Source organism: Ruegeria sp. HKCCD7181, assembly GCF_057221055.1.
On the sequence record NZ_JBWVBC010000012.1, the window covers coordinates 73,915 to 99,835 of the forward strand.

Below are 25,921 nucleotides of genomic sequence, written 5' to 3' on the forward strand. Positions count from 1 at the left end.
CGCCCACAATAAAGGCGATCAGCAGAAGGATGGGAAGTCGTAACAATCCGAACATCTGCCTATCTCACCTCGACCGCCAGTTCCGTGCTTCGACTTTCCCAGCCGACGCGCTCAAGCTCGGGAGTGTCCAACAGTTCTTCGGGCCAGCCGACGCAGAAATAGCCGATCAGCCGCCAACTGTAAGGCACGTCAAGATCGCGGGTCAAACGGTCAGGGTCGAGAATCGACACCCAGCCCAGCCCCAGCCCTTCGGCCCTCAGGGCCAGCCAGAACAGAGTGATGGCAGTTACAACCGAGTAGCGGCGCGTTTCGGGCATCGTTCCTGCACCCAGCCCCAGGCCCTTGTCGGTCGCCTCGTCACAAAACACGGCCAGTTGCACAGGCGCTTCTTTCATGCCCGACAGTTTCAAGCCGCTATAAATTTTCGCCGATTCACCAGAGTAGCCCGCAAGGGCTTCGGCGTTTGCGGTCTGGAAATTTTCAAGCGCGGCTGCGCGTGCTGCCGGGCTTTCGACGCGGATCACGCGCCAGGGTTCACTTAGCCCCACCGAGGGAGCCAGTCGAATCGTGTCGAGGCAGCGCGCCAGCACCGCCTCGTCCACGGGATCGCTGCGGAACCTGCGCACATCACGCCGGAGCCGCAGCAACAGATCGAATTGCGTGCGGAATTCGTTACTGAAAGTCTGATCCTGCACGCGCCTACCTGCTTATTCTTCAGCAGCAGCTTCTTCTGCCGGAGCAGCAGCTTTAGCAGCTTTCTCTTCCGCGCGCTCCTGAGCTTTCTTGCCCGGAGTACCCTTGTTGGGGTTGTTGCGCTCGGCCTTTTCGCGGGTGCCTGCTGCTTCCAGCATGCGTGCGATACGGTCGGTGGGCTGGGCGCCCTGGTCCAGCCAGTACTGGATGCGCTCCATGTTCATTTTCACGCGCTCTTCGCTGTCTTTCGGCAGCAGCGGGTTGTAAGTGCCCAGCTTTTCGATGAAACGGCCGTCGCGCGGCATGCGGCTGTCAGCAGCCACGATGCGATAGAAGGGACGCTTTTTCGAGCCGCCGCGGGCGAGACGAATTTTCATTGCCATGGTGGTATCTCCTTTGAATGGCATCACGCCAATGGCGTGTCTTTGGTGAAGCCGGGAATTGCCCGGCTATTTCTGGTGTTTCTTGTGGTGTCGGATGACTTCCTGAATGACGAAATTCAGGACAGCCTTGGCGAAATCAGGGTCCAGATCCGCCGTTTTCGCCAGTTCTTCTAACCGTGCGATCTGTGCAGCTTCGCGCGAAGGATCGGACGGGGGAAGGTCGTGTTCGGCCTTGAGCTTGCCAACGGCCTGCGTGTGTTTGAACCGCTCGCCCAGCGTATAGACGAGGATCGCGTCCAGCCGGTCGATGCTTTCGCGATGCTCCTTCAGCAGCATGGCGGCTCGCGTCACGGGGTTGTTCATTGGCTGGTCCTTTCGGTGCTCAATGCAGGTTCGGATAGGTCGATCTTGGGGTGGCGCCAAACTTGACAAGTTTTACCCAGCACCTCGCCCTCACGCTCATAGGTGGCGCCCAACCGTTCGGCCAATGCACGCGAACGGGTGTTCTCGTGGGCGATATAGGAAATTACACCGCTCAGGTTCTGTTGCTTCGCCGCATATGTACGAGCGGCAACGGCGGCCTCATACGCAAGCCCTTTGCCTTCGGCTTCTTCGAGCAGGGTCCAGCCAAGTTCAGGCTCGTCCCATCCGGGGATATCTATAATGCCAACCCATCCCGCAAACAGGCCGGTGGACTTTTCGGTCAGGTGCCAAAGACCGTAGTCTCTCACCGCCCAGTGACCAAGGCGGTTGGTTAACGCGCTCCAACTGCCCAGCTCATCTCTGGGTCCGCCGACCATGTGGCTGCGTTCAGACGCGTAGAACGCAGTCATCGCGGGCAAGTCATTCCAATGTGGCGCGCGCAGTATCAGGCGTTCGGTTTCAATCGAGGGGATCGAGTATGTCGTTGTCATGCGATCCCCTCCGATAATTGGTCCGGGCCGGGGTGGCGATAGACCAGCTCGGTACCATGAGACACGTTTTCATAGCTGCGCTCGTAGTGCGCGCCCAGCCGCTCGGCCAAAGCGATCGAGCGGTCGTTGCCCGGAAAGATATTCGAGCTCAGGGTCTCGAAACCCAGAACTTCATAGGCATAGCGGCGCGCCTCTTCTGCGGCTTCGCCCGCGTATCCCTTGCCTTCGCTTCCGGCGAACATGACCCAGCCGAGCTCCGGTTCAGGCCAGCCTTCGGGGCCCCAGATTCCGACAAAGCCTACGGGCTGACCGCCATGGGTTTCGACGGTCCAGAAGCCATAGTCGTGCAGAACCCAGTGGCCGATCATGCTGGCGAACCACCGCCATGCTTCGTTCCGGCCCAGAGGTCCGCCAAAGCCCCAGCTGCGCTCTTTGTCAGCAAAGAACTCGGCGACGTTCTCGAAATCACGTTCTTCAGGGCCTCGCAGGATCAGCCGATCAGTTTTGAGAGTAGGGATCTGGAGGTCGATCATGCGTAGGCCTCCATCCCGCCGTTCACGAGATCGGAAGGTCCGGGGTGACGCCACATCTGCATGGTGCCGAATTTGGGATGTTCGTAGATGCTTTCGAACCGGGCGCCCAGCCGTTCCGCTACGGCCTTGCTACCCGCATTTTGCGGATCGATCAGAGAGATCGAGGTGTCCCAACCCAATACGTCATAAGCATATGTCCGAGATGCCAGAGCGGCTTCGGTTGCATAGCCTTTGCCGGTTGCGTGGTTCATCAGCGCCCAGCCGATTTCAGATTCGGGCCAGCCGTGAGGACACCACAGGCCAACGTGACCTACATAGGTTCCGGTGTCCTTTTCTTCGACGCCCCAGAAGCCAAAGCCACGCATGGCCCAGTGGCCCAGCAGCGTCGCTACCATGCGCCAGGTTTCGTCCGGACGAAGTGGACCGCCCACGAATTTCGAGGCATCGCTGGCAAAGAACTCGGCCTCTGGCACGAAGTCAGCTTCGCACGGCGCGCGCATGATCAGGCGTTCTGTTTCCAGTGTTGGGATCGCCATGGAAATTGTCATGCCTGCACCCCGCCGTAACGCCAGACATGCTGATCCGCACCAACGGTGCGCTCGGCAACTTTGTCGCGCGATGCGCCCAATCGTTGGGCGAGGGCATTCGAGCGGGCATTGGAGGCCGACACGTAGCTTACGAATTGCCCCGGTCCAAGCAGGTCGAACCCAAAATCACGCACGGCAGAACAGGCTTCAGTGGCATATCCTTGCAGACGATGCTCTGCTCCGAACATATAGCCTAGCTCGGGCTCGTGATCGTCCCATTCAAGCCCCAAAATGACGAAGCCGACGATCTGGTTGTCTTCTTTTCTTGTGACCGTGAACAAGCCGTGACCGTGCAGAAGCCAGCCGGACGTATAATAGGAAAACTCGGTCCAAGCTTCCTGTTCCGTATCGCCAAAGCTGTCCCGACAAATCGCCGTCCACACAGACAGGTCTTCAATACGTGGAGCACGCAGGACCAGCCGCCGAGTCTCGATGACCGGCAGGGCAGCGCGATAATGCGCTGCTGCCATCGCCGCCTTTCCGGACGGGGGCTGGGTGCAGCGTGCTGGGTTCACTTTTTCTTTCCGAAACCGCTCAGACCCGGGGGCAGGGCCATGCCGCCACCCATTCCGGGCATACCGGGCATTTTGCCGCCCATCGCCTTGGCCGCCTGTTCCAGCGCCTTGGGGTCCATGCCTGCGGCCATTTCCTCGGGGCTGGGGCCGCCTTTGCCGAACATGCCTTTCATGGCCTGCTTCAGCATCTTGCCTTTGCCCATCTTGCCCATCTTCTTCATCATGTCCGACATCTGCCGGTGCATCTTGATCAGCTTGTTGAGGTCGCTGACCTCCATGCCCGAACCTGCCGCAATCCGCTTCTTGCGGCTGGCTTGCAGCAGCTGCGGGTTGGCGCGTTCACGCTTGGTCATGGACTGAATTAGCGCGATCTGCTGGCGCAGGATCTTGTCGTCCATGCCGGCCTGATCCATCTGCTTGGCCATTTTGCCCATGCCCGGCATCATGCCCATCATGCCCTGCATGCCGCCCATCTGGATCATCTGTTCCAGCTGCATTTTCAGGTCGTTCATGTTGAACTGACCCTTGACCATGCGCTTCATCATGCGCTCGGTCTGTTCCATCTCCATCGTTTCCTGGGCTTTTTCGACCAAGGCAACGATGTCGCCCATGCCCAGAATACGTCCGGCGATCCGGTCCGGCTCGAAGGTTTCGAGCGCGTCCATCTTTTCGCCCAGACCAACAAAGCGGATCGGCTTACCGGTAACTGCACGCATCGACAGCGCCGCGCCACCGCGGCCGTCCCCGTCCATCCGGGTCAGGACCACGCCCGAGATGCCAACCTTGGCCTCGAACTCTTCTGCGACCTCAACAGCGACCTGACCGGTCAGACCGTCGACGACCAACAGGGTTTCACGCGGGTCGACCGCATTGCGGACCTGCTCGACCTCGTCCATCAGCACTTCGTCGATGTGCAGACGACCCGCGGTGTCGAGCATGTAGACGTCATAGCCGCCTAGCGTCGCCTGCTGTTTGGCACGCTTGGCGATATCGACCGGCTTCTGGCCCGGTACGATCGGCAGCGTATCCACACCGACCTGCGTACCCAGCACTGCCAACTGATCCATCGCCGCCGGGCGATAGACGTCGAGCGAGGCCATCAGGACCTTCTTGCCCTCTTTCTCTTTCAGCCGCTTGGCAAGCTTACCGGTCGTCGTCGTCTTACCCGAACCCTGCAGACCGACCATCAGGATCGGAGCGGGCGGGTTGTCGACCTTCAACGCGCCGGGATCGTCCTCGCCGCGCAGAACATCAACCAGCGTGTCGTGTACGATCTTGACGACCTGCTGGCCGGGCGTAATCGACTTGGTGACAGCCTGACCGGTGGCCTGATCCTGCACCTTCTTGACGAATTCGCGTGCCACCGGCAGCGAGACGTCAGCCTCAAGCAAGGCTACACGCACTTCGCGCAGGGCGGTTTTTACGTCCTCTTCGGACAGGGCGCCTTGCTTGGTCAGCCGGTCAAAGACGCCAGAGAGGCGTTCGGATAGATTTTCAAACATGCCTTCGGCCTCCTATGCCGGTTTTGACTTGATGCTTCCTAAGTAGGAAACACCGGTTGAATACACAATTGCCCCCACGGGCGTAACACGCTGGTGGGGGGCGATCCCTGAACGACTCAAGGGACCGGAAGATCACGGCTTCCGGATGTTTGGCGGTTGCGTATGCCTGTTTGCTTGGAGAGTCAAGCGAGACAGGCCTTGAACCTGGCACGCTTTCGCTGCAAATGCGACCGAAACTCACCGGGAGGCCGACATGGATGCATCATCTGCATTTCAGGATACTTTGCCGCTTAGCTCTGATGCGCTACTCGCGCAACTGGATGAATGGGGGCTGACCTATCGACGTCATACGCACATCCCGTTGCGCACTGTCGAAGACGCCAAAGGGGTCGAGGATCAGTTTTTAGTGCCTGGTGAGAATGTCCTGCGGCTCAAGAACCTGTACCTGCGCGACAAGAAGAAGCGGAATTACCTGATAACGCTGGAACAAAGCCGCGAGATCGATCTCAAGGCGCTTGCGGCTGAACTCGGGGTCGGCAATTTGTCTTTTGGCTCGGCGGATCGACTAATGCAGAACCTCGGCATTCGCCCCGGCGCAGTTAGTCCGCTGGCGATGATCAACGGGGTGGAAAACAACGTGCGTTTCTTCATGGACGCTGCCGCACAACAGTCGGACGTCATAAATATGCATCCGTTGGTCAATGATCGGACGGTTGCAATGCCCCGCACCGATTTGATGGCGTTCCTTGATAGAATTGGATGCGACGTGAACTGGCTGCCCTGATCAGTTGTCCAGTGCCTTGTTCAGTGCGGCCTCGACATGTGCGGCGGATGGGTTGATGAACAGATGCCCATCGGCCTCGAATACCGGGTCGTCCAGATGATCAGGAAAGGCCAGCGGCAGCTCGGTGCAGGCTAAAAGGACTGCGGTTCCGGGTGTTGCGTGGCGATTGCAGAAGGCCAGCAGTCGGAAACGGGCGGCGTTCGACGCACCTCCATAGAAGTCTGTGTCGATCATATCCTGCATTTCGGCTATTGCCGGTCCGGGCAGCGGGTCATTGGCTGTGACGCCCTTGGCAGCAAGATGTTCGGCATAATCAGTAGCCTGCATTGTAACCGTCGTCCCCAAAACCAAAGCTTTCGACGCTGACGTTGTGGCGGTAACATGGGCGGTTGCGTCAAAGATGCTCAGGATCGGCATAGACACACCTTGCCGGATTGCGTGCAATCTGGCGTGAGGCGTGTTTGACGCGATAATGCCAAAGTCGCAACCCGCGCGTTCGAGGGTGAGAAGCGCCTCACGAAAGACAGCGTCGAACGCGGCCCAGCTTTGTTCGTCTCCGGCCACGCCACGTAGGGCTCGGGTTTTGGCCTGCGTGACAGATTCGATCGTCATCGGAGGGACTGGCAGCGGGGACCCATGACCACGTTCGGCAAAATACCGGCCTGAACCTTCGGCGATAGCACGGTAGTAGTCCACGGTTGAGGCCCAGCCGACGCCGCCCAGAATTCCGATCTTTTTCATTTGAAACGCCCAATCCGAATTGACCTGATGGGGCGCAGACTGGACGTTTCAAAGTGGATTGACCAGAGGGTCGATCAAGCCGCCAGTTCGGAAACGGCCTTGCGTGCGTTGTTCAGGGCTGCTTCGGCATCGACGGCCATCTGATCCGCAGCAACCACGTCGACATCGGTGATGCCTATGAAGCCCAGTACGTGGCGCGCATAGTTGGTGGCAAAGTCGACTTCGGAACCGACGGGCACACCGCCCGAGGCAATTGCCAGAACGGCCCGCTTGCCCTCAAGCAAACCCTTGGGGCCGTTTTCGGTATAGGCAAACGTCAAACCGGCGCGGGCAACCAGGTCGATCCAGGCCTTGAACGCGGCTGGAACCGAGAAGTTGTAAATAGGCAGGCCGATGACGATTGTATCCGCCTGCTGCAGTTCCTGCACCAGCTCATCAGACAGGGACAGATGATCACGCTGAGCTTCGTTGCGCTGATCGGCTGGCGTGAAGTTGGCGTTGATCCAGTCTTCAGTCAGCAGAGGAAGCGGAGTCGCCAGATCGCGGCGGATGATTCTGCCAGCGTTCAGGTGCTTGACGACCCGGTCTGACAATTCACGGGTGGTCGATCCGTCGCGGCGGGCCGAGGCGTCGATGTGCAGAATGGTCTTGATCATTTCAGTTGGTCCTTTGGTCAGTGTGAATTGAATTCGGGCTCAATATGTTTGTTGCGCTGGCGAACAAAACTCGGATACATCAACAGTCATTGTTGGAATTTGCACACTGGAAGCGATGCAATGGACAATTGGGACGAAGTGAGAACCGCCTATCAGGTGGCGCGCATGGGCACGGTCAGCGGTGCGGCCGAAGTTCTGGGTGTGCATCATGCAACGGTCATCCGCCATATCGACGCGATCGAGGCGCGCTTGGGCGTCAAACTATTCCAGCGCCACGCGCGTGGTTACACACCGACAGATGCGGGCGATGACCTATTGCGGGTGGCGCAGGCGACCGAAGATCAATTCAACCAACTGGTAGGCCGGATGAAGGGGCGCGGCGATGACGTCTCGGGCGAACTTGTCGTGACCTCACTGGCGTCGTTCGCACCTCTGATCGTGCCAGTACTCAGTGAATTCCAAAATGCGCATCCGGGACTGATAGTGCGCTATCTGACGGGCGACCGCCTGTTCCGCCTGGAATATGGTGAAGCCCATGTCGCCATTCGCGCGGGCGCCGTCCCGGATCAGCCCGACAACGTGGTACAGCCATTTGTTCTACAAGAGGTGGGGCTCTATGCGAGCAAGTCTTACGTCGACCGCCATGGCAAGCCTGCGAGCGTTGAAGATTTTGCCGGCCATTTCTTTGTCAGCACGGATGACGAAAACAGCCGGGCTCCGTTTTCGAGATGGCTGCGCGCGACAGTTCCCGCAGAGGCGATCACTTTCCGCTGCACCAACAATTTCTGTATGCGCGAAGCGGTTCTGGCCGGCGCAGGCATCGGTTTCATGGCAAGGTGGGAGGCGGCTCGTGATCCTGATCTGATCGAAGTTGTCGATCCTTTGCCTGAGTGGTTCGGCAAGCTGTGGCTGGTCACCCATGTGGACCTGCATCGCACGACCAAGGTGCAGGCTTTTCTGAAATTCCTCAAAGAGCATTCCAAAGGCTGGCAGACATGAGCCAACAGGCCCGCGGCCATTTGGCCATGCTTGTTTTTTCAGCATTGGTTGCAGGCAGCTTTTCGCTGGGCGCGATGGTGGCCAATCAGATTGCGCCTTCTGCGATCACGGCGGCACGTTTTGCCATTGCGGCGGTTGTCCTTGGTGTTGCTGCGCTCTTGACCACAGGTTTGCCGCGCAGCGCAGCGCAAGCGCCTTGGCGCTATCTGATCCTGGGCGGGTTGTTCTCGGCCTATTTCGTATTGATGTTCTATGGCCTCAAGACAGCTGCCCCTGTCAGTGCTGCCGCAGTCTTTACTCTGACACCGGTAATGTCAGCGCTTGCGGGATGGGTGCTGCTGCGCCAGATCACGACACCTCGTATGGCTACGGCGCTGGCAATCGGGGCAACGGGCGCGCTGTGGGTGATTTTCAAGGCGGATTGGCTGGCATTTCGCGCGTTTGAAATTGGCGGTGGCGAGATCATCTATTTCTGGGGTTGCGCAGCACACGCGGTCTATACCCCAATGGTTCGCAAGCTGAATCGAGGGGAGTCAGCGGTCGTGTTCGCCTTTGGCACCCTGCTTGCAGGTTGCCTGATCCTGACAATATTTGGCTGGTCAGATATTCGCGCCACGGACTGGGCTAACCTTTCGCCCCTTGTCTGGATCAGCCTTCTTTACCTGGCTCTATTCGCAACGGCTGCCAGCTTTGTGTTGGTGCAATTTGCGGCACTGCGCCTGCCGTCAGCCAAGGTTATGGCATATACCTATCTGATACCCTGCTGGGTCATCCTGTGGGAAATCGCTCTGGGTCGGCCAGCGCCAGCCGCGCTGGTCCTGGTTGGGGCTGCGTTAACGGGGATTGCGCTTGTTCTTTTGCTGAAGAGCGAAGAGGTGCCGCCGAATACCGCAAGCCCGGCACTGGACTAAGTCTTGCGTTCAGCCGGAGATATGTCAGCTTACCTCGCAAAATGACAGGGAGATCCCATGTGAAACTGCCTCTCTTTGCCGGTGCCATTGTGTCACTTTCCGCTTGCGCACAAAGTGGTCCGGGTGGCCCATCGCACGCAGAGCTGGATGCCAGCTGCGAAGCTCTGGTCGCGGCGGAAACAGAGACCCGACCTGGCGACGTCAAGGCAATCTCGACCCAGCCGGATTCGGCCGGAACCACGATAACAGTGGCGGTCGCCGGGTCTGAAGTGCCATGGATTTGCCGCGCGGATGCCAGCGGAGTGATTGAAGGTATCGGACCCAGCCGGGAAGGGTGAACCCGTTCAGCCCCTGAGGTGCTACTGCATGTTGCGAGTGAACCAACCTGCAATGCGGCTCTTGAGGCATATCAAGGCCATCGGACGCGGCGTTCTCTATTGTGTGGTCAGAAAGGGAGATACTTATGTTCAACCACATTATGTTCCCGATCGATATCCACTTGCCGCCCGAGGTTCGTAAGGCGGCAGATGTCGCAGCGCAGCTGGCCAAATGGCAAAACGCCACGATCACTGTCGTCAGCGTGACTGGAATACAGCCAGGCGATGTTGTGCAGACAGATGCGGCCATCCATGAAACGCTCAGTGCCTTTGCCGAGCAGCTCGCTAAGGAAAGCGGTGCCAAAGTCGCTTTTCGAAATATTCATTCTACCGATGTTGCTGCCGAAGTGGATGGTGACTTGGCACGTGCTGCCGAGGAGATTGGCGCCGATCTGATCGTTGTTGGAACCCATGCGCCTCGGATTACGGATTACATCTTCTCAAGTCATGCTGGCTATTTGGCCAAACATGCCACAATGTCAGTATTTGTTGTTCGGTAGGCCTCAGCGGTCTTCGTTGGGTAACTCGACCGCAAGAAAACGTTCAAAGGCGTCAAGGTTAACCGGTTCGAACTGCCCGAATCCCTGCATCCAGACCGACGCGGCGCGCAGCGCGTCGGGTTCTAGTTTGCACCATTTCACCCGACCGCGCTTTTCCTGAGATATCAGGCCTGCCTTTGTCAGGATTACCAGGTGTTTCGAGATCGCGGCCAGCGACATTTCGAACGGCTCGGCCACATCAGTGACGGCCATATCATCTTCTAATAGCATTGCCAGAATGGTGCGGCGAGTAGGATCGGCAAGAGCGGCGAACACGGTGTCGAGATCATTGGACATGAAACCGCTGAACCACAGCGGTCAGATTTGGTCAACCATTTGGTTGAATATCCAGTTTTAGCGAATTTACCCAGAATTGCATTTGGAGAGCGAAAGTGAGACATCGTGTGTGGTCAGTAAATATGTTTAAAACCAATATGTTGAGCCGAAATAAATCAAGCGATCAATGCCGTTGACTCTGCGCTGCTCGCCCCTTAGCACCGTGCCCAAGACTGTGCGAGGAAAACGCCCGTGACCGATGATGACCAAAAGCAGCGTATGGCGCAGCTTGAGGCTAAGATCGAGGCGGCGAAAAAGGCCAAAGCGCCGAAGCCTCGTGCAGATGCTGACGTGTCCGGGGGCGAACTTGCCTGGAGGATGGTCATCGAAATGGTTTCCGGTCTTGGGATCGGATTTGGCATCGGATACGGGCTGGACAGCCTGCTCGGGACGATCCCGATCTTTCTGGTGCTGTTTACATTGCTGGGCCTTGTCGCGGGCGTGAAGGTTATGCTCCGCAGCGCGAAAGAGGTTCAAGAGAAACAAGCGGCAGCCGAGGCTGCCGAGAAGGACGAAAGGGACTGAACGTGGCGACCGAGACCACCGCAGCAGAAGGCAGCAGCCTGGTTTTCCATCCGATGGATCAGTTCATCGTCAAGCCGTTGTTCGGCGACGGTGCGATTGCATGGTACACGCCCACCAACGTGACCTTATGGCTGTTCCTGGCGATTGCTGCGATCTTTGCTCTGCTGGTTCTCAGCACCTCAAAGCGCGCGATTGTTCCGACCCGGATGCAGTCGGTGGCCGAGCTGGCCTATGGCTTCATCTACAAGATGCTGGAAGACATCTGCGGCAAGGAAGGCGTCAAGTACTTCCCCTATGTCATGACCCTGTTCATGTTCATCGTCTGCGCGAACTTCCTGGGCATGTTGCCGATGTCGTTCACGACCACATCGCATTTCGCCGTAACAATCCCGCTGGCGCTGGCCGTGTTCCTGACCGTGACCGTTTTGGGTTTCGTAAAGAACGGCGCGAGCTTCCTGGGCCTGTTCTGGGTGTCCAGCGCGCCACTGGCGCTGCGCCCTGTTCTGGCGATCATCGAGCTGATCTCGTACTTCGTACGTCCGGTCAGCCACTCAATTCGTCTTGCCGGTAACGTCATGGCAGGCCACGCGGTTATCAAGGTTTTCGCAGGCTTCGCCGCGATCGCCGTGATCTCGCCCGTGTCCGTTCTGGCCATCACCGCTATGTACGGCCTCGAGGTCCTCGTGTCCTTCATTCAGGCCTACGTATTCACCATTCTGACCTGTGTTTACCTGAAAGATGCGCTGCATCCTTCGCACTAAGGTCTGATACCCCAACATCGAAACTTCCAATTCGTAAGGAGAAACATCATGGAAGGCGATCTCGCACACATCGGCGCAGGCCTGGCAGCAATCGGTTCCGGCGCAGCCGCAATCGGGGTGGGCAACGTTGCAGGCAACTTCCTGGCCGGCGCCCTGCGCAACCCTTCGGCGGCTGCTTCGCAGACCGCAACCCTGTTCATCGGTATCGCATTCGCAGAAGCCCTGGGGATCTTCGCATTCCTGGTCTCGCTGCTGCTGATGTTCGCCGTCTAATCTGCGGAACCTGATCCTTACGCGCAGGTGGGTCCAAGCCATAGCGGCCCACCTGTTGTAAAGACAACGTTCCGACGGAGGACATCATGGCGACTGAACCCATTTCAGAAGAAGTAGTTGGCTCGTGCGTCGACGCCGGTGGTTCCGCCATCGGGATGCCGCAGCTCTGCTTCGATTGGTTCCCCAACCAGATTTTCTGGCTGGTCATTACGCTGGTCGTCATCTTTCTGGTCCTGTCCCGCGTGGCTCTGCCCCGCATCGCGGCAATCTTGGCTGAACGTCAGGGGACCATTACAAATGACCTGGCTGCGGCCGAAGATCTGAAGGCCAAGGCGGTCGAGGCCGAAGAGGCCTATAACAAGGCGCTGGCCGATGCCCGTTCTGAGGCACAGCGTATCGCAGCAGAAGCCCGCGCCGAAATCCAGTCTGGTCTGGATGACGCGATTGCCAAGGCGGATGCAGAAATCGCTGCAAAAGCGGCTGAATCGGAAAAGGCAATTGCCGACATCCGTGCCGGTGCGCTGGAAAGCATTCAAGTGGTTGCCAAGGACACGGCAGCTGAACTGGTTACCGCACTGGGCGGCGAGGCGGATGCCAAAGCCATCGACAGTGCAGTTGACGCGCAGACGAAAGGATAAGTGACATGCGGAACACTCTTGCCCTTATCCTGACCTTTGGTGCGGCCAGCCCGGCATTCGCCGCAAGCGGCCCGTTCTTCTCGCTTGGCAACACCGACTTTGTCGTCCTTCTTGGCTTCATCGTTTTCATCGCGGTCCTGTTCTATTTCAAGGTGCCGGGCATGATCGGTGGTGCGCTGGACAACCGCGCCGCAGGTATCAAATCCGAACTGGATGAAGCCCGTGCCCTGCACGAAGAAGCCCGCACTTTGTTGGCCTCGTACGAGCGCAAGCAGCGCGAAGTACAGGGTCAGGCGGACGCCATCGTGGCCGCGGCGAAAGAAGACGCTATTCTGGCTGCTGAACAGGCGAAGGTTGATCTGGAAAAATCCATCGCCCGCCGTCTGGCTGCGGCTCAGGATCAGATTGCTTCGGCTGAAGCTTCCGCAGTCAAGGAAGTCCGTGATCAGGCGATCACAGTTGCGGTTTCCGCCGCCAATGCGGTTCTGGCCAAGCAAATGACCGCTGCGCAAGCGAACAAGCTGATCGATGCGTCCATCGCCGATGTTGGTGCCAAGCTGCACTAATTTCCTTCGCGATGTTTGGAACTCATGACCCGAGAGCCACTGGCTCTCGGGTTTTTCTTTTCCTGAACCGGCAGTACATCAACGCAGGCAAGGAAAAAGAGTATATAGCAATCCACAGAACCGGGTGGTGCGTGATCTAGTCATCGTGGTTATGACCACGATTTTCGACGAGATAGAACCGCAGTATGGCGGTACCCTGTGCAACCATTCCGATGATCGCAGCAATGCAGCTTTTTCAGTCAATTCGGAGTGTAGCGGGGCGAAGAACCGGATATGATCTCGGTATATTCCCGAAAAATATCAGCGCGGACCAGTTTCATGTTCCAAGCGTTGCCGCGCAATCGCCTCATTGCGGATCGCTTTCTGCTGATCCGCCATGCAGCTTTCGACGAAGTTCAGGTGCTGCTCAACCGCAAGCCGTGCGCCCCTCGGGTCGCGCTCCTGCAGTGCCATATTGATTGCACGGTGCTGATTCAGGATGGCGTCGCGTGTCGTGCGCTGCTGGAACATTATCTGGCGGTTATAAAATACGCCCTGACGCAACAGATCGAACATCGACCGCATCATGTGCAGCATCACCACGTTATGGCTGGCGTCGATAATTGCCATGTGGAACTGAGCGTCCAGATGGGCTTCTTCCTCGGCCGCGTTGCGATCATGTGCCATCTCCATCTTATCGAAGATCGCCTGCACGACTTTTAGGTCGCTTTCCGAACCCAGGCGCGCAGCACGCTCGGCTGCCAATCCTTCCATATCCCGCCGAAACGACAAGTAGTCGAACACTGCCTCATCATGGCTACTGAACAGTCGGATTAATGCCGGAGAAAAAGCCGATCCCAGAACTTCGGCGACATAGATACCGGAACCGGCCTTGGCAGCCAGCAACCCTTGTTCCTGCAGGTCTGAAATAGCCTCGCGCAACGATGGGCGAGATACGCCCAACCGCTCGGCCAACTCGCGCTCGGGCGGCAGGCGCTCACCAGGGCGGAGGATACCGCGCAGGATCAACAGTTCGATTTGTCGGACAACCGCAAGGGACAGTTTCTCGGTCTGGACTTTCTGGAAGGGCATCGTGTCATCATTTCAAATTGGTCAAATTACATGACCACGTATTCGATCTCGATTCAAGAAACCCAATCACGATCCCTGAAACATTAGGTCAGCATTATTGACTTTAATTCCTTCATCAATAGCCTGCACCGGTCATCGGGCAAGGGAGGACCGCCAAATGGATCAATTGTTCGCCACACGTGTATCGCGGATGAAGGCATCCGAAATCCGCGAACTTCTGAAACTGCTCGATCAGCCCGGCATTATTTCTTTCGCAGGCGGCATTCCCGATCCTGAGTTGTTTCCAACGGATGCGTTTGCACAGGCATTCCAACTGGCTCTCGGGCCTGAACAGCAAGCTCAGGCGTTGCAATACTCCGTCAGCGAAGGTCACCTTCCATTGCGGCAGTGGATCGCCGAACATATGCGCGATATCGGAATTGATTGCAGCGAAGACAATGTGTTGATCACTTCCGGGTCGCAGCAGGCGCTCGACTACTTGGGTAAGCTGTTTCTTTCGCCGGGCGATACAGCATTGGTCGGCTGGCCCACTTACCTGGGCGCGTTAGCCGCCTTTAATGCTTATGAACCGCGCTTTGACCGGCTCAGAATCAATGGCAATCGCGGCGCGTCGGAATACCGGGAAGCCGCCGGCGAAGGCGCAGTCAAGTTCGCCTATCTGTCGCCCGACTTCGCCAATCCAACAGGTGAGACGGTGGATCGGCGCGGTCGCGAAGCTCTGCTTGATCTGGCGGATCAGCTCGACTGCGCGGTTATCGAGGACGGTGCCTATCAGGCGCTTCGCTACGATGGAGATCCGATCCCGCCGGTTCTGGCGTTGGAGATCGCGCGCAAGGGTTCGATCGAAGCTTGCCAAACAGTGTATTGCGGCAGCTTCTCGAAAACCTTGTCACCAGGATTGCGGTTGGGTTGGGTGGTCGCGTCCAGACCAGTGATCTCGCAGCTTGTTTTGATGAAACAAGCTGCTGACCTGCATTCGGCCACGATCAATCAGATGGCTGTTCACCAGGTAGCGCAGGCCAGTTTCGAGACTCACATCCCAATGTTGCGCCGTATATACAGCCGCCGGCGCGACGCAATGCTTGCTGCCTTGTCGGAATACATGCCTGAAGGTGTGGATTGGACAAAACCCGAAGGTGGAATGTTCGTCTGGGTGACATTGCCGAAAGGTCTTAGCGGTGCCGACTTGCTGGCGCGCGCTCTCGAAACGGTCAAAGTGGCCTTCGTGCCCGGACAGGCTTTTTTCCCGGACGGCTCCGGCGAAAATACAATTCGACTGAGCTTTTCGAACTCGGACGAGGAAACAATCCGCGAGGGGATAAAACGTTTGGGAGAAGTCTTGCGCAGCTGAACCGGGAAACGTTCTGTTAACCATATCGGGTCATAGCTGCGGCATGACCCGGTTCTTCGCACTGATCCTTCTGGCCGCTTGCTCGGCAGGTACACCCCACTTTCGCGATTTGCCGGCGACCCGAGTTGCGGTGAACGGCAGCGTGTTTGATGTGCGCGTGCGGGGCGATTTGGCCGAAGCGGTACGGGTGAACGCGCAATACGCCCCGCGATTGGGTCCGATCCGGGATCGGGCTGCTTTGGCCATGGCGCAGGTGTCCGGTTGTCCCATTCTGGATGTTCTGGGCGATGCTGCCGTCACAATTGGTGTCCTTGGATGTGATCGCGAAGCCGGTGAACGGCTGCTTCTGACTGCGGTGTCGACGCCGAATTATGAATGTATCGACTATGGCCTCTATGAAGGTATCGGCAATGATTACGGATATCAGGTGTTCGAATGCACCCCCTATTGAAACGAGCGGTTTTCGGTACATTTCTGCAAGATGTTGTGGATAACTCCGCCCAAAATCCCATATCCTGCGCAACTGCGTTGACTCAGGGCCCTTCCGTTGCGCAGACTTCCTGACCATAGGAATCACGGATAGCAGCCTTTGCGATTCAGCAAACTTAAACTGACCGGCTTTAAAAGCTTTGTTGATCCGACCGACCTGATCATCGCGGACGGGTTGACTGGCGTGGTTGGTCCGAACGGCTGCGGCAAATCCAATCTTCTGGAAGCTTTGCGTTGGGTCATGGGTGAAAACCGCCCCAAATCCATGCGCGGCGGCGCGATGGAGGATGTGATTTTTGCAGGCGCTGCCACGCGCCCGGCGCGCAATTTTGCCGAAGTGGTTTTGACGCTGGATAATTCCGAACGCTTGGCGCCATCGGGCTTCAACGATAGCGATCAGCTGGAGATCGTTCGCCGCATCACCCGCGACGTGGGCAGTGCCTACAAGACCAACGGCAAAGATGTTCGTGCCCGCGACGTGCAGATGCTGTTTGCCGACGCTTCAACCGGCGCACATTCGCCTGCTCTGGTAGGGCAGAACCGCATTGCCGAACTGATCAACGCCAAGCCGCGCGCGCGCCGTCGCATTCTGGAAGAAGCTGCAGGAATCTCGGGCCTCTACCAGCGTCGGCATGAGGCCGAGTTGAAGCTGAAAGGCACCGAATCCAATCTCACACGCGTTGACGACGTGTTGGAGCAATTGGGAACACAGCTTGCGCAGTTGGCTCGCCAAGCCCGCCAGGCCGCACGATACCGTGAGATTGGAGAACAGCTGCGCCAGGCTGAAGGCATGCTTTTGTATCGCCGCTGGAAAGAGGCCGACATGGCCCGTCAGCAGGCTGAAGAAAAACTGCGCGATCGCATCACTGAGGCCTCTCGCGCCGAGGCTGAAGCTCGTGAAGCTGCTGCCAAACGCTCCGGAATTGAAGAGATTTTGCCGCCGTTGCGCGAGGAAGAGGCTATTGCAGCTGCCGTCCTGCAACGCCAGCAAGTGCAACGCGACGCCTTGACCGATCAGGAAACCCGCGCGCGCCAAACCATCGAAACGCTGAGCAACCGTATCCAACAGCTTGCCAACGACATTGAACGCGAGGCCGGGTTGAACCGGGATGCGGGCGAGATGATCGAGCGCCTGGAATGGGAAGCCCGCGAACTGACCAAGGCCGCCGAAGGGCACGACGACAAACTTGCCGAAGCTGCAGAGATTGCCCATGAGGCAGCGGCTGTATTGCAGGAACGAGAAGAGCATCTGTCGCAGGAGACAGAGGACACGGCCCGCCTCGTCGCTCGCCATCAATCGGCGCAGCGTTTGGTCGAGGACAGTCGCAAGACGTTGGCGCGATCTGAGGCGGAAGAGGAAAAGGCAAAGGCCGCAGTAAACGAAGCCCGCACGGCCCTGACCCAAACCGGCGAGGCGTTTGAAGCAGCGCAGGAAGCCGAAGAAGAAGCGCGCGAAGCTGCTGAAGCAGCCGACGAGGCGCTGGCCGCTGCCGATGAGTTGCGGGGCGAAACACAAGCACGCGAGGCCGAGGCCCGCGCGCAGCGCTCGGAAGCCGAGGGTGAATTGGGTGCCATTCGCGCCGAAACCACAGCGTTGGCAAAACTAGTCGAACGCGACACCGCCGAGGGCGGGCAGGTACTTGACCTGCTTCGTGTGGCGCCTGGTTTCGAAAAGGCGCTGGGCGCTGCCTTGGCTGACGACCTGCGCGCGCCATTGGTCGAAGGCGACGGCCCGTCCGGCTGGGTTCAGGTCGCCGGGTACGACTCGGATCAACCTTTGCCTGATGGGGCAGAGCCACTGGCACTGCATGTCTCGGGTCCGGATCGGCTCAGCCGTCGGATTGCGCAGATTGGGCTAGTCGACGCGGATCAGGGTGCTCGCCTACAGGCGTCCCTTAAGCCTGGACAGCGGCTGGTGTCGCGTTCGGGTGATCTGTGGCGCTGGGATGGGTTTCGGGCTTGGGCCGAGGATGCGCCAAGCGCAGCTGCCTTGCGCCTTGAGCAACTCAACAAGCTGGAAGCACTGAAGCAGGAACTCACCCGCACGGAGGCGCAGGCCGAAGGTGCCCGTGCTGCGCATGAGGCCTTGTCCCAACAATTGGCCGACGTGACCGAGGCCGACCGTCGCGCACGCGAAGCCCGCCGCGCAGCCGATCAGCGCATGGCCGAATCCGCCCGAGCGCTCAGTCGTGCCGAAGCGGACCGCAATCTGGCACAGGGTAAGCTGGAAACACTGACTTTGGCCGTAAACCGGCACAAAGAAGACGCCATGTCCGCGCGCGCTCAGCTGCGCGAGGCGGAGGGTGCGCTGACCGGATTGGGTGACCTCGATAGCGCTCGCGCACAGGTCGAAGACATCAAGCAAACGGTTGAGGCCGCGCGGATCACTATGCTGACCCACCGCTCGACCCATGACGAGCTGCGTCGAGAGGGCGAGTCTCGAACCAGACGCACGCAAGAGGTCACGAAAGATCTCAGCGGCTGGCGGCACCGTCTGGACAGCGCGGAAAAGCGGATATCGGAACTAGCCGAGCGTAAGGAAAGCTCTCAGGAAGAACTGACCGAAGCCATGGCAGCCCCAAGCGAAATCGCCGAAGCACGTGAGGAGCTGAACGAGCTGATCGATTCTGCAGAAGCCCGCCGCGCCGAAGCCGCCGACAAGCTGGCCGGGGCCGAGACTCAGCTGCGCGAGGTCGTGTTGGCCGAACGCGAGGCGGAGCGCCTGGCTTCTGAGGCTCGCGAAAGCCGTGCGGCCGCCGAGGCGCGCTGTGATGCGGCCAAAGAAAGCGTTGTCGCCGCTGCCGAACGCATCGCCGAGGACCAGCAGCTGACGCCGAACCAGCTGCTCAACCAATTGGACGTGAACCCCGATCAGATGCCTGCTGCAGATGCTCTGGAAGCAGAAGTGAACCGCCACAAGCGTCAGCGCGACGCCATGGGCGCGGTCAATCTGCGGGCCGAAGAGGACGCCAAAGAGGTTCAGGAAGAGTTCGACACTCTGAACAGTGAAAAGTCTGATCTGGAAGAGGCGATCAAAGCCCTGCGCAGCGGAATTTCCAGCCTCAACCGTGAAGGGCGGGAACGCCTGCTTACCGCGTTTGAGCAGGTGAATTCAAATTTCGCCATGCTGTTCAAGCATCTGTTTGGCGGTGGCGAGGCCAATCTGGTCATGGTCGAAAGCGATGATCCGCTGGATGCAGGGCTGGAAATCATGTGCCAGCCGCCGGGCAAGAAACTCTCGACACTCAGCCTGCTGTCGGGCGGGGAACAGACCTTGACCGCAACAGCGCTGATCTTCGGCGTCTTCCTCGCCAACCCCGCGCCCATCTGTGTGCTGGACGAGGTCGACGCGCCGCTGGACGACGCCAATGTCACCCGTTTCTGCGATCTGCTGGACGAGATGTGCCGCCAGACCGACACCCGTTTCCTGATCATCACGCACCACGCGGTGACTATGGCACGTATGGACAGGTTGTTTGGTGTGACCATGCAGGAACAGGGCGTCAGCCAGCTGGTGTCAGTAGACCTGAAGAAGGCTGAACAGATGGTTGCCTGACCCATCACCGCAACGTTATGCCTGTTTCGCCATTACTCGGGCTAGGGTGACTGCATGACCCGCTTCTTGATCCTTGCTGTTTGCGCCGCGACGCCACTGTGGGCTGCTGAATGGCCTACGAAACCCGGAGATGTCCCTCTCAGCACAGCGGAGCTGACCGCGCTGGCCGGGCGCACGCTAACCTTCTACGACGATGGTCGATCCAAATACTCGGCAGGCGGGGCCTATTCTTATACCTATGCCAGCGGTGAATCGGCCTTCGGGACTTATAGCATTGCGGACGACGGCAGCGTTTGCATTCAGTATCGCAACGGGTTCAGCCGGTGTGACCTGTATGTGCGCAGCGGAGAGCGCCTGATATTGATTGATGAGAAGGGCAACCGTTATCCTGTTCGCCCCGAGTGATCCCGGCGGCATAATATTTATCTGAACGCGGCTGGAAGCAACTGGTTATCCAAGCTATCACCGACGGGACACACGGATAGCAGGAAGCCTGAAATGCAGATCGAACCCTTCGGCGTTGAGCTCTGGATGAACGAATGGGAAACCAAATGCGATTGGAATCTGGCCGAAACCTGCGTTGAAAGCATTACCGTCGATCAATTGCTGCAATTGGCAGGCCGGAACAACGCGGATCTGTCTGAATTGCTGTCGATGAAGCTGACCTATGGAGCGATTGTAGGGTCGGACCGATTGCGGCAGGCGATTGCGGGGCTTTATCCGGGCCAGCGACCGGCAAATACCATCGTGACCCATGGAACCATCGGAGCGAACATGCTGGTGCATAAAACACTGGTCAGCCCCGGTGATCACGTGGTTGCGGTAGTGCCCACCTATCAGCAACACTACTCGATCCCCGCCAGCATTGGCGCTAAAGTCGAACACCTGAACCTGCGGGAAGAGGATGGTTGGCTGCCCGATCTGGACGCGCTGCGCACGATGGTCACGCCCGATACGCGGTTGATAGCACTGAACAACCCGAATAATCCCACAGGCGCTTTGATCCCACGTGAGATGCTTGTGGAGATTGCCGAAATTGCCCGGGAGGCTGACGCATGGGTGCTATGTGACGAGGTCTATCGCGGCACAGATCAGGACGGCGACGGCATTACGGCTTCGATTGTCGAGGTCTATGAAAAAGGCATCGGCACGGCGAGTATGTCGAAGGCCTATTCGCTAGCCGGATTGCGGCTGGGCTGGGTGGTCGCACCTGAGGCGCTGATCGAAGAGATCTCGATTCATCGTGACTATGACACAATCTCGGTTGGTATGATCGATGACCATTTTGCGACGCTGGCGCTCGAGCACCAGGATGCAATCCTGGCCCGCAGCCATCAGATTACGCGCGGCAATCTCAGGATTCTTTCGGATTGGGTCGAGGCTGAACCAAAGATTTCCTGGGTTAAACCCCGTTCCGGAACAACGGCATTGTTGAAATACGATCTTCCGATGCCGTCGCGCGAGTTCTGTGTCGCCCTATTGCAAGAAACCGGTGTGATGTTCACGCCCGGCTCAGCCCTGCATATGGAAGGGTATCTGCGCATCGGTTATGCCAATGGCCCCGAAGTCCTGAGGGAAGGGCTGGCGCGCGTCTCCGAGTTTCTGGCCCGGCACTGACTAACATTTCAGAGCCGGTTCAGCAGGTCAGCCGTTGGCCACGCATCGGCAGGCAAGCCCAGCCGGGCCTGTTCCGCCTGAACCGCAGCGCGTGTGCCTGCACCCAGAATGCCGTCGATCTTGCCGACATCGTACCCACGCGCTTGTAGTTTGCTCTGCAACTGCTTCATTTGCACCCCCGACAGCCCCTGTGCCGGATTGCCCGCGTCATAGATCTGCGCGCCCTCCAGACGGGTGCCGAAATAGGCGGCGGTCAGGACGTAGACAAAGCTTTGGTTCCATTCGAAATAGACGTCGAAATTCGGATAGGCCAGAAAGGCGGGCCCGTTATGCCCCTGCGGCAGGATCAGCGAGGCGGGCAGGTTGGTCAATGACCCGCTGCGTGCCTGGACACCCATTGCCTGCCAGTCGGACACTGACCGAGCTTTGCCGGGGCCCGACAACGACCAGTCCATTTGCGCAGGAACTGTCACTTCTTGCAGCCACGGCTGACCGGGTTGCCAGCCCAGGTGCGACAGCATCTTGGCACCGGACATCAGCGCGTCCGGGGCCGATGTTTTCAAGGACACCTTGCCGTCGCCGTCGCCATCAACGCCGTTCTCAAGAATATCGCGCGGCAGCATCTGTACCATGCCGATTTCCCCGGCCCAGGCGCCGGTCGTGCGGCTGGGGTCAAAGTTGCCCTGATCATACAGCTCGATGGCTGCGAATATCTGTGGTCGGAACAGCTCGGGCCGGCGGCAGTCATGCGCCAGCGTCACCAGCGCGTTGCGGGTGTTGAAATCTCCCTGAAACGCGCCGTAATCGGTTTCGAACGCCCAGAACGCCAGCAGCACGCCACGCGGGACGCCGTAATCGGCCTCAATCCGGTCAAAAATTGCGTCGTATTTTCGCGACATGGCCTGCCCGCGCTCGATCCGGTTGGCCGAGATCAAGCGGCGCGAGAATTCGATGAACGGTTTCTGAAAAACTCCCTGCGCGCGGTCGGCTTTCAGTACTGCGTTGTCTTGTTGCGCGCCTTGGAAGAACGCGTTCACAGTGGATTGGTCGAACCCTTGTTGAACGGCCTCGGCCTTTAGCTCTTTGATGAATGAATTGAAACCGCCGCCGCATTGGGCAAAGGCGGGTGACGTCAATAGAGCAGCGGCGACTAGGCCAGAGAGGATGCGCATCGGCAGGTCCTTTAGAAAACGAAGTTAAGGACAACCGACACCGACAAGAGGCCGAGCGCAAGCCCCCAGACCTGCCATAGCATGTCGCATGCGCGGAAAACCTCGTATGCGCCGATCTCCCGGCGAGCCTCACCGTTGACCCAGGCCAGTTCACGAACGTGCCCGTCATAGCTGCGCGGTCCGGCCAGCGCGACGTTTAGCGCGCGCGCCATCGCGGCTTCGGGCCAGCCTGCGTTTGGCGAGATGTGGCGGCGCGCGTCTGCAACCAGTTCGGTCCAGCGCGCCCATTGGCGGGTCAGCGCAACGATCATCACGCAGGTCAACCGTGCGGGAATCAGGTTCAGTACGTCGTCAAGACGCGCCGCCGCCCAGCCAAACTCCCGATATTTTTCGTTGCGGTAGCCGATCATGCTGTCCGCGGTGTTGATGGCCTTGTAGACCAGCAACCCCGGCAGTCCGGCAACAAGAAACCAAAAGGCAGGTGCAATGACCCCATCGCTGAGGTTTTCTGCCGCGCTTTCGACGGCAGAGCGGGCAACTTGCGCCTGCGTCATGTCCCGTGTGTCGCGCGAGACGATGAGGGCTACCTTGGCCCGCCCCTCTGGCAGAGAGCTGCGCAGGCCGTCACCCACATCACGGACGTGGCTTACCAGTGATTTCTGCGCTAGCAGGATGGCGCAGATCACGATCTCAACCAGAGGGCCGAAGAGTGCCAATAGGTTGCCCGCTGCCACTGCGGCAATCACCAGTAATGCGGTTACGGCAATACCCTTGAACTTTCGATACTTGCCATGGTTCAGGCGATTGTCCAGCCAGCCTATCGCTTTACCGATCATCACCGCCGGATGGCGGATACGGGACCACAACCAGTTGGGCTCACCCAACGTCGCGTCCAGACACAAGGCGCAAACGAGCAGGAAGACGGTGCTCACAGGGCGGCCTCCACTTTGGCCCAGCCATCGTTGGGTGGCAGGCCGAGGCGCAGAAAGGTTGTGGAATAGGGGAATACCCGGCTCCAGATATGAGCGCGGGCCAGCCGGTCCTGCCAGTCTGCGGCGTTGTCGACTTGATAGAGGCGGAACAAACTGGTTCCTCCGACCAGCTGCGCGCCTCGGGCTGTGACCAGCCTGTCCAGACGCTCGGCATCCTTGGCCAACCGGGTGCGGGTGGCGTCGGCCCAGTCAAAGTCCTGCAAGGCTTGAGTGCCGATCCTAAGGGCGGGTCCGGATACAGCCCACGGTCCTGTCAGATCGTTTAGCCGCGTGATCAGGTCCGGCCGACCGATGGCAAAGCCCAGCCGCAGCCCCGCCAGCCCCCAGAATTTTCCGAAGCTTTTGAGGATGATCACACCCGATTGGTCCGCTAGGTGGATCAGTGAAGCCTCGGGCGTTACGTCGCAAAAGCTTTCGTCGATCACGGTCAGCTTGGCATTTGCGTCCATCGACTGCCAGAGGTGCCCATCGGGATTGTTCGGATGCACGATGACGCGTGCGTCAGCTGGCCCGTCCGGCTGCACGTCCCACCCCTGCGACCGAAATGCAGCGGCATGTTCGTTATAGGTGGGGGCAGTGATTTGTACCCGACCCGGCGCAGCTAACGCTGGAAGCCGAGCGATAACGGCCGAAGCGCCGGGTGCCGGTAGAAGGGAAGCGTCCTCAGGGACCTGCCAGAACCGTCTGGCCGCTTCGGTCAGAGCCTCAAATGCGCCATGATCCGGAAGCTCGGTCCAGTCCGACGGCAAAAGCTCGGAAACCGCAAATGGCAAGGGGTTGATGCCTGTCGACAAATCCAGCCAATCCTCGCGATTTCCGCCATATTCGGCCATGGCCGCATCCAGGCCACCACCGTGGTCACGCGCGGCGCGCGGGTTCAATTCATCGAGTCGCTGCATTAGTGATCTTTGCCGAAAAGTGTCAATTTGCCCTGCTTCAAGCGGATTTTTGCCGTCTGCACAAGCAAATCCGCGTGAGCAGCGCTCGCACAGTTGGTTATTAACACTTTGTTAACGAAATGACGTGATCACAGACCATAGGGGTCGGCACCACTCGTCTTATCATGTGCCGAGGTTGTTGCAAATGAAAGTACTGATTGTTGAGAGTAACCCCGACTTGGGTCGGGTTTGGCAACGGCATCTGCAAAGGCAGGGGGCCGAAGTCACGCTGGTCGAAACACAGGAGGCCGCAATTCTGGCGCTCTATGGCACGGCCTTTGATATTATCGTGTTGGATCTGGTGTTGGAAAGCGGCAGCGCGTTCGCAGTGGCTGATTTCGCCAGCTATCGCCGCCCCGAGGCGCGGGTGATCTTTGTTACCAACACCACCTTCTTTTCGGATGGGTCAATCTTTGCCCACAGCCCCAATGCCTGCGCCTATGTGCAGAGTAGCACGCCGCCAGAAGATCTGGCGGCGATGGTCGAGCATTACGCAGCGGGCCGCTGACCGCGCCCGTGGGGCTCCATGTAATCCAGCACAGGGTTTACCGGAATAATGCGGTGCGGGTTGATGCTGTCGTGGCTGAAGTGATAGTGGCGCACGATATGCTCCATGTTCACCGTTTGCGCGACGCCAGGCCATTGATACAGCTCGCGCGTAAAGGCCCACAAATTGGGATAATCGATCAGCCGTTTGCGATTGCACTTGAAATGCAAGTGATAGACAGGGTCGAAGCGGATCAGGGTTGTAAACAGCCGCCAGTCGGCCTCGGTGATGCGATCACCCATGAGATAGCGGTTTGAGGCCAGTCTGATTTCCAGCCAGTCCAGCGTATCGAACAGAGGGCGCACGGCCGCATCATAGGCGGCCTGCGATGTGGCAAAACCGGACTTGTAGACACCGTTGTTGACGTCGGAATAGATGCGCGAGTTCACCTCTTCGATGTCGTCTCGCATGGTTTCGGGCCAGTAGTCGTCAGCGTTGCCGGTAATTCCGTTGAAGGCCGAGTTGAACATGCGGATGATCTCGGAACTTTCGTTCGAAACGATGGTCTGTTGGTGCTTGTCCCACAGGATAGGTACCGTCACGCGCCCGGAATAGGTGGGGTCAGCGCGGGTGTATATCTGATGCGCATAGTCGAACCCAAACAAAGGATCGCCAGTTGCGCCGTGTTCATCCGTCTCGAATGTCCAGCCTCGATCCAGCATGTCAGGATGCACGACCGAAACCTGGATATGATCGCTCAATCCTTTCAATTCGCGAAAGATCAGCGTGCGGTGAGCCCAGGGGCAAGCGTGGCTGACATAGAGATGATAGCGGTCGCTTTCTGCCCTGAACCCAGCCTTGCCCGATGGTCCGGCACTTCCGTCTTCGGTGATCCAGTTGCGAAATTGCGCGGCGGATCGTTTGAACGCGCCATCGTTCGATTTCGTGTCATACCAGCGATCGTGCCAAACACCGTCGACGAGCAATCCCATCTGCGTACCTCCGTTCTTCAGTC

The 25,921-nt window shown here is 58.6% G+C and carries 32 protein-coding genes; 16 read left to right on the forward strand and 16 right to left on the reverse strand.

Annotated elements, in window-relative coordinates:
• Positions 1-59: 59 nt before the first annotated feature.
• From bluB to ffh, 8 genes are all read right to left on the reverse strand, one after another.
• Positions 60-695, reverse strand: a complete 636-nt coding sequence (bluB, locus tag AC2TCY_RS19770; protein WP_480850056.1) for a 5,6-dimethylbenzimidazole synthase — start codon at positions 693-695, stop codon at positions 60-62.
• Between the two features lie 12 nt (positions 696-707).
• Positions 708-1,076, reverse strand: coding sequence for a 30S ribosomal protein S16 (gene rpsP / locus AC2TCY_RS19775; RefSeq protein ID WP_480850058.1), 369 nt, complete (start codon positions 1,074-1,076; stop codon positions 708-710).
• Positions 1,077-1,142: 66 nt separating this feature from the next.
• A complete protein-coding gene (locus AC2TCY_RS19780; protein ID WP_480850059.1) occupies positions 1,143-1,439 on the reverse strand; it encodes a chorismate mutase in 297 nt (98 codons plus the stop codon).
• Complete coding sequence (locus AC2TCY_RS19785) at positions 1,436-1,990, reverse strand: GNAT family N-acetyltransferase (RefSeq protein ID WP_480850061.1); 555 nt, start codon at positions 1,988-1,990, stop codon at positions 1,436-1,438. The genes AC2TCY_RS19780 and AC2TCY_RS19785 overlap by 4 nt, the downstream gene beginning before the upstream one ends.
• Positions 1,987-2,523: a GNAT family N-acetyltransferase gene (locus AC2TCY_RS19790; protein WP_480850063.1), complete on the reverse strand. Its 537-nt coding sequence runs from the start codon at positions 2,521-2,523 to the stop codon at positions 1,987-1,989. The genes AC2TCY_RS19785 and AC2TCY_RS19790 overlap by 4 nt, the downstream gene beginning before the upstream one ends.
• The gene (locus tag AC2TCY_RS19795) at positions 2,520-3,071 is read right to left on the reverse strand and encodes a GNAT family N-acetyltransferase (RefSeq protein WP_480850065.1); all 552 of its coding nucleotides are present in this window, start codon (positions 3,069-3,071) and stop codon (positions 2,520-2,522) included. Before AC2TCY_RS19795 ends, AC2TCY_RS19790 begins: the two co-directional genes overlap by 4 nt.
• On the reverse strand, positions 3,068-3,625 hold the full coding sequence (locus tag AC2TCY_RS19800) for a GNAT family N-acetyltransferase (protein ID WP_480850067.1): 558 nt from the start codon (positions 3,623-3,625) through the stop codon (positions 3,068-3,070). Before AC2TCY_RS19800 ends, AC2TCY_RS19795 begins: the two co-directional genes overlap by 4 nt.
• Positions 3,622-5,127, reverse strand: a complete 1,506-nt coding sequence (ffh, locus tag AC2TCY_RS19805; RefSeq protein WP_480850069.1) for a signal recognition particle protein — start codon at positions 5,125-5,127, stop codon at positions 3,622-3,624. The genes AC2TCY_RS19800 and ffh overlap by 4 nt, the downstream gene beginning before the upstream one ends.
• A gap of 253 nt (positions 5,128-5,380) precedes the next feature.
• Between ffh and AC2TCY_RS19810 the strand changes: the two genes are divergently transcribed.
• Positions 5,381-5,911, forward strand: a complete 531-nt coding sequence (locus tag AC2TCY_RS19810) for a prolyl-tRNA synthetase associated domain-containing protein (protein WP_480850071.1) — start codon at positions 5,381-5,383, stop codon at positions 5,909-5,911.
• Here the strand turns inward: AC2TCY_RS19810 and AC2TCY_RS19815 are convergent, their stop codons facing one another.
• Positions 5,912-6,652 (reverse strand): aspartate/glutamate racemase family protein, encoded by a 741-nt coding sequence (locus tag AC2TCY_RS19815; RefSeq protein WP_480850073.1) that lies wholly within the window; start codon positions 6,650-6,652, stop codon positions 5,912-5,914.
• Positions 6,653-6,726: 74 nt separating this feature from the next.
• Positions 6,727-7,308, reverse strand: coding sequence for an FMN-dependent NADH-azoreductase (locus tag AC2TCY_RS19820; RefSeq protein ID WP_480850075.1), 582 nt, complete (start codon positions 7,306-7,308; stop codon positions 6,727-6,729).
• A 120-nt stretch (positions 7,309-7,428) separates the two neighbouring features.
• Here AC2TCY_RS19820 and AC2TCY_RS19825 point away from each other — a divergent pair, with 120 nt between their 5' ends.
• From AC2TCY_RS19825 to AC2TCY_RS19840, 4 genes are all read left to right on the forward strand, one after another.
• A complete protein-coding gene (locus AC2TCY_RS19825; protein WP_480850077.1) occupies positions 7,429-8,307 on the forward strand; it encodes a LysR family transcriptional regulator in 879 nt (292 codons plus the stop codon).
• Positions 8,304-9,218 (forward strand): DMT family transporter, encoded by a 915-nt coding sequence (locus AC2TCY_RS19830; RefSeq protein ID WP_480850079.1) that lies wholly within the window; start codon positions 8,304-8,306, stop codon positions 9,216-9,218. The genes AC2TCY_RS19825 and AC2TCY_RS19830 overlap by 4 nt, the downstream gene beginning before the upstream one ends.
• Before the next feature lie 59 nt (positions 9,219-9,277).
• On the forward strand, positions 9,278-9,556 hold the full coding sequence (locus AC2TCY_RS19835) for a hypothetical protein (protein ID WP_480850081.1): 279 nt from the start codon (positions 9,278-9,280) through the stop codon (positions 9,554-9,556).
• A 125-nt stretch (positions 9,557-9,681) separates the two neighbouring features.
• Entirely contained in the window at positions 9,682-10,095 is a 414-nt protein-coding gene (locus tag AC2TCY_RS19840) for a universal stress protein (protein WP_480850082.1), read from the forward strand.
• Positions 10,096-10,098: 3 nt separating this feature from the next.
• On the opposite strand, the gene AC2TCY_RS19845 is transcribed toward AC2TCY_RS19840, so the two are convergent.
• The gene (locus AC2TCY_RS19845) at positions 10,099-10,431 is read right to left on the reverse strand and encodes an ArsR/SmtB family transcription factor (protein WP_480850084.1); all 333 of its coding nucleotides are present in this window, start codon (positions 10,429-10,431) and stop codon (positions 10,099-10,101) included.
• Between the two features lie 231 nt (positions 10,432-10,662).
• Here AC2TCY_RS19845 and AC2TCY_RS19850 point away from each other — a divergent pair, with 231 nt between their 5' ends.
• From AC2TCY_RS19850 to AC2TCY_RS19870, 5 genes are all read left to right on the forward strand, one after another.
• Entirely contained in the window at positions 10,663-10,995 is a 333-nt protein-coding gene (locus tag AC2TCY_RS19850) for an AtpZ/AtpI family protein (RefSeq protein ID WP_480430820.1), read from the forward strand.
• Between the two features lie 2 nt (positions 10,996-10,997).
• Positions 10,998-11,756, forward strand: a complete 759-nt coding sequence (locus tag AC2TCY_RS19855) for a F0F1 ATP synthase subunit A (protein WP_058278975.1) — start codon at positions 10,998-11,000, stop codon at positions 11,754-11,756.
• Positions 11,757-11,804: 48 nt separating this feature from the next.
• Complete coding sequence (locus tag AC2TCY_RS19860; RefSeq protein WP_005981269.1) at positions 11,805-12,029, forward strand: F0F1 ATP synthase subunit C; 225 nt, start codon at positions 11,805-11,807, stop codon at positions 12,027-12,029.
• A gap of 86 nt (positions 12,030-12,115) precedes the next feature.
• Positions 12,116-12,667: a F0F1 ATP synthase subunit B' gene (locus tag AC2TCY_RS19865; protein WP_480850087.1), complete on the forward strand. Its 552-nt coding sequence runs from the start codon at positions 12,116-12,118 to the stop codon at positions 12,665-12,667.
• A gap of 5 nt (positions 12,668-12,672) precedes the next feature.
• Positions 12,673-13,233 carry a F0F1 ATP synthase subunit B gene (locus tag AC2TCY_RS19870; protein WP_480850088.1) on the forward strand — a complete coding sequence of 187 codons (561 nt, stop codon included), beginning with the start codon at positions 12,673-12,675 and terminating at the stop codon, positions 13,231-13,233.
• 300 nt (positions 13,234-13,533) lie between these two features.
• Here AC2TCY_RS19870 and AC2TCY_RS19875 read toward each other — a convergent pair whose 3' ends face one another.
• Positions 13,534-14,304, reverse strand: a complete 771-nt coding sequence (locus AC2TCY_RS19875) for an FCD domain-containing protein (RefSeq protein WP_480850090.1) — start codon at positions 14,302-14,304, stop codon at positions 13,534-13,536.
• Positions 14,305-14,461: 157 nt separating this feature from the next.
• Here AC2TCY_RS19875 and AC2TCY_RS19880 point away from each other — a divergent pair, with 157 nt between their 5' ends.
• From AC2TCY_RS19880 to AC2TCY_RS19900, 5 genes are all read left to right on the forward strand, one after another.
• Positions 14,462-15,655, forward strand: a complete 1,194-nt coding sequence (locus tag AC2TCY_RS19880) for an aminotransferase-like domain-containing protein (protein WP_480850092.1) — start codon at positions 14,462-14,464, stop codon at positions 15,653-15,655.
• Between the two features lie 43 nt (positions 15,656-15,698).
• Positions 15,699-16,106, forward strand: a complete 408-nt coding sequence (locus AC2TCY_RS19885) for a hypothetical protein (protein ID WP_480850093.1) — start codon at positions 15,699-15,701, stop codon at positions 16,104-16,106.
• Between the two features lie 138 nt (positions 16,107-16,244).
• Positions 16,245-19,700, forward strand: coding sequence for a chromosome segregation SMC family protein (locus AC2TCY_RS19890; RefSeq protein WP_480850094.1), 3,456 nt, complete (start codon positions 16,245-16,247; stop codon positions 19,698-19,700).
• 54 nt (positions 19,701-19,754) lie between these two features.
• Positions 19,755-20,105 (forward strand): hypothetical protein, encoded by a 351-nt coding sequence (locus AC2TCY_RS19895; protein WP_480850095.1) that lies wholly within the window; start codon positions 19,755-19,757, stop codon positions 20,103-20,105.
• A 93-nt stretch (positions 20,106-20,198) separates the two neighbouring features.
• On the forward strand, positions 20,199-21,317 hold the full coding sequence (locus AC2TCY_RS19900) for an aminotransferase (RefSeq protein ID WP_480850096.1): 1,119 nt from the start codon (positions 20,199-20,201) through the stop codon (positions 21,315-21,317).
• A gap of 8 nt (positions 21,318-21,325) precedes the next feature.
• On the opposite strand, the gene AC2TCY_RS19905 is transcribed toward AC2TCY_RS19900, so the two are convergent.
• From AC2TCY_RS19905 to cobD, 3 genes are read right to left on the reverse strand one after another with little or no spacing between them, the layout of a single operon-like run.
• Complete coding sequence (locus AC2TCY_RS19905; RefSeq protein ID WP_480850098.1) at positions 21,326-22,489, reverse strand: lytic murein transglycosylase; 1,164 nt, start codon at positions 22,487-22,489, stop codon at positions 21,326-21,328.
• Between the two features lie 11 nt (positions 22,490-22,500).
• Positions 22,501-23,421, reverse strand: coding sequence for an adenosylcobinamide-phosphate synthase CbiB (gene cbiB / locus AC2TCY_RS19910; RefSeq protein ID WP_480850100.1), 921 nt, complete (start codon positions 23,419-23,421; stop codon positions 22,501-22,503).
• Entirely contained in the window at positions 23,418-24,380 is a 963-nt protein-coding gene (gene cobD / locus AC2TCY_RS19915) for a threonine-phosphate decarboxylase CobD (RefSeq protein WP_480850102.1), read from the reverse strand. The genes cbiB and cobD overlap by 4 nt, the downstream gene beginning before the upstream one ends.
• A 184-nt stretch (positions 24,381-24,564) precedes the next feature.
• Between cobD and AC2TCY_RS19920 the strand changes: the two genes are divergently transcribed.
• Positions 24,565-24,927 carry a response regulator transcription factor gene (locus tag AC2TCY_RS19920; protein WP_480850104.1) on the forward strand — a complete coding sequence of 121 codons (363 nt, stop codon included), beginning with the start codon at positions 24,565-24,567 and terminating at the stop codon, positions 24,925-24,927.
• Here AC2TCY_RS19920 and AC2TCY_RS19925 read toward each other — a convergent pair.
• Complete coding sequence (locus tag AC2TCY_RS19925; RefSeq protein ID WP_480850106.1) at positions 24,909-25,898, reverse strand: glutathione S-transferase family protein; 990 nt, start codon at positions 25,896-25,898, stop codon at positions 24,909-24,911. The genes AC2TCY_RS19920 and AC2TCY_RS19925 overlap by 19 nt on opposite strands.
• Between the last annotated feature and the right edge of the window lie 23 nt (positions 25,899-25,921).

Coding starts and splice junctions, on each gene's coding strand:
- rpsP (WP_480850058.1), bottom strand. CDS start 1,076: ATGGCAATGAAAATTCGTCTCGCCCGCGGCGGCTCGAAAAAGCGTCCC.
- AC2TCY_RS19780 (WP_480850059.1), bottom strand. CDS start 1,439: ATGAACAACCCCGTGACGCGAGCCGCCATGCTGCTGAAGGAGCATCGC.
- AC2TCY_RS19785 (WP_480850061.1), bottom strand. CDS start 1,990: ATGACAACGACATACTCGATCCCCTCGATTGAAACCGAACGCCTGATA.
- AC2TCY_RS19790 (WP_480850063.1), bottom strand. CDS start 2,523: ATGATCGACCTCCAGATCCCTACTCTCAAAACTGATCGGCTGATCCTG.
- AC2TCY_RS19795 (WP_480850065.1), bottom strand. CDS start 3,071: ATGACAATTTCCATGGCGATCCCAACACTGGAAACAGAACGCCTGATC.
- ffh (WP_480850069.1), bottom strand. CDS start 5,127: ATGTTTGAAAATCTATCCGAACGCCTCTCTGGCGTCTTTGACCGGCTG.
- AC2TCY_RS19810 (WP_480850071.1), top strand. CDS start 5,381: ATGGATGCATCATCTGCATTTCAGGATACTTTGCCGCTTAGCTCTGAT.
- AC2TCY_RS19815 (WP_480850073.1), bottom strand. CDS start 6,652: ATGAAAAAGATCGGAATTCTGGGCGGCGTCGGCTGGGCCTCAACCGTG.
- AC2TCY_RS19820 (WP_480850075.1), bottom strand. CDS start 7,308: ATGATCAAGACCATTCTGCACATCGACGCCTCGGCCCGCCGCGACGGA.
- AC2TCY_RS19825 (WP_480850077.1), top strand. CDS start 7,429: ATGGACAATTGGGACGAAGTGAGAACCGCCTATCAGGTGGCGCGCATG.
- AC2TCY_RS19830 (WP_480850079.1), top strand. CDS start 8,304: ATGAGCCAACAGGCCCGCGGCCATTTGGCCATGCTTGTTTTTTCAGCA.
- AC2TCY_RS19840 (WP_480850082.1), top strand. CDS start 9,682: ATGTTCAACCACATTATGTTCCCGATCGATATCCACTTGCCGCCCGAG.
- AC2TCY_RS19845 (WP_480850084.1), bottom strand. CDS start 10,431: ATGTCCAATGATCTCGACACCGTGTTCGCCGCTCTTGCCGATCCTACT.
- AC2TCY_RS19860 (WP_005981269.1), top strand. CDS start 11,805: ATGGAAGGCGATCTCGCACACATCGGCGCAGGCCTGGCAGCAATCGGT.
- AC2TCY_RS19865 (WP_480850087.1), top strand. CDS start 12,116: ATGGCGACTGAACCCATTTCAGAAGAAGTAGTTGGCTCGTGCGTCGAC.
- AC2TCY_RS19870 (WP_480850088.1), top strand. CDS start 12,673: ATGCGGAACACTCTTGCCCTTATCCTGACCTTTGGTGCGGCCAGCCCG.
- AC2TCY_RS19875 (WP_480850090.1), bottom strand. CDS start 14,304: ATGCCCTTCCAGAAAGTCCAGACCGAGAAACTGTCCCTTGCGGTTGTC.
- AC2TCY_RS19880 (WP_480850092.1), top strand. CDS start 14,462: ATGGATCAATTGTTCGCCACACGTGTATCGCGGATGAAGGCATCCGAA.
- AC2TCY_RS19885 (WP_480850093.1), top strand. CDS start 15,699: ATGACCCGGTTCTTCGCACTGATCCTTCTGGCCGCTTGCTCGGCAGGT.
- AC2TCY_RS19895 (WP_480850095.1), top strand. CDS start 19,755: ATGACCCGCTTCTTGATCCTTGCTGTTTGCGCCGCGACGCCACTGTGG.
- AC2TCY_RS19900 (WP_480850096.1), top strand. CDS start 20,199: ATGCAGATCGAACCCTTCGGCGTTGAGCTCTGGATGAACGAATGGGAA.
- AC2TCY_RS19905 (WP_480850098.1), bottom strand. CDS start 22,489: ATGCGCATCCTCTCTGGCCTAGTCGCCGCTGCTCTATTGACGTCACCC.
- cobD (WP_480850102.1), bottom strand. CDS start 24,380: ATGCAGCGACTCGATGAATTGAACCCGCGCGCCGCGCGTGACCACGGT.
- AC2TCY_RS19920 (WP_480850104.1), top strand. CDS start 24,565: ATGAAAGTACTGATTGTTGAGAGTAACCCCGACTTGGGTCGGGTTTGG.
- AC2TCY_RS19925 (WP_480850106.1), bottom strand. CDS start 25,898: ATGGGATTGCTCGTCGACGGTGTTTGGCACGATCGCTGGTATGACACG.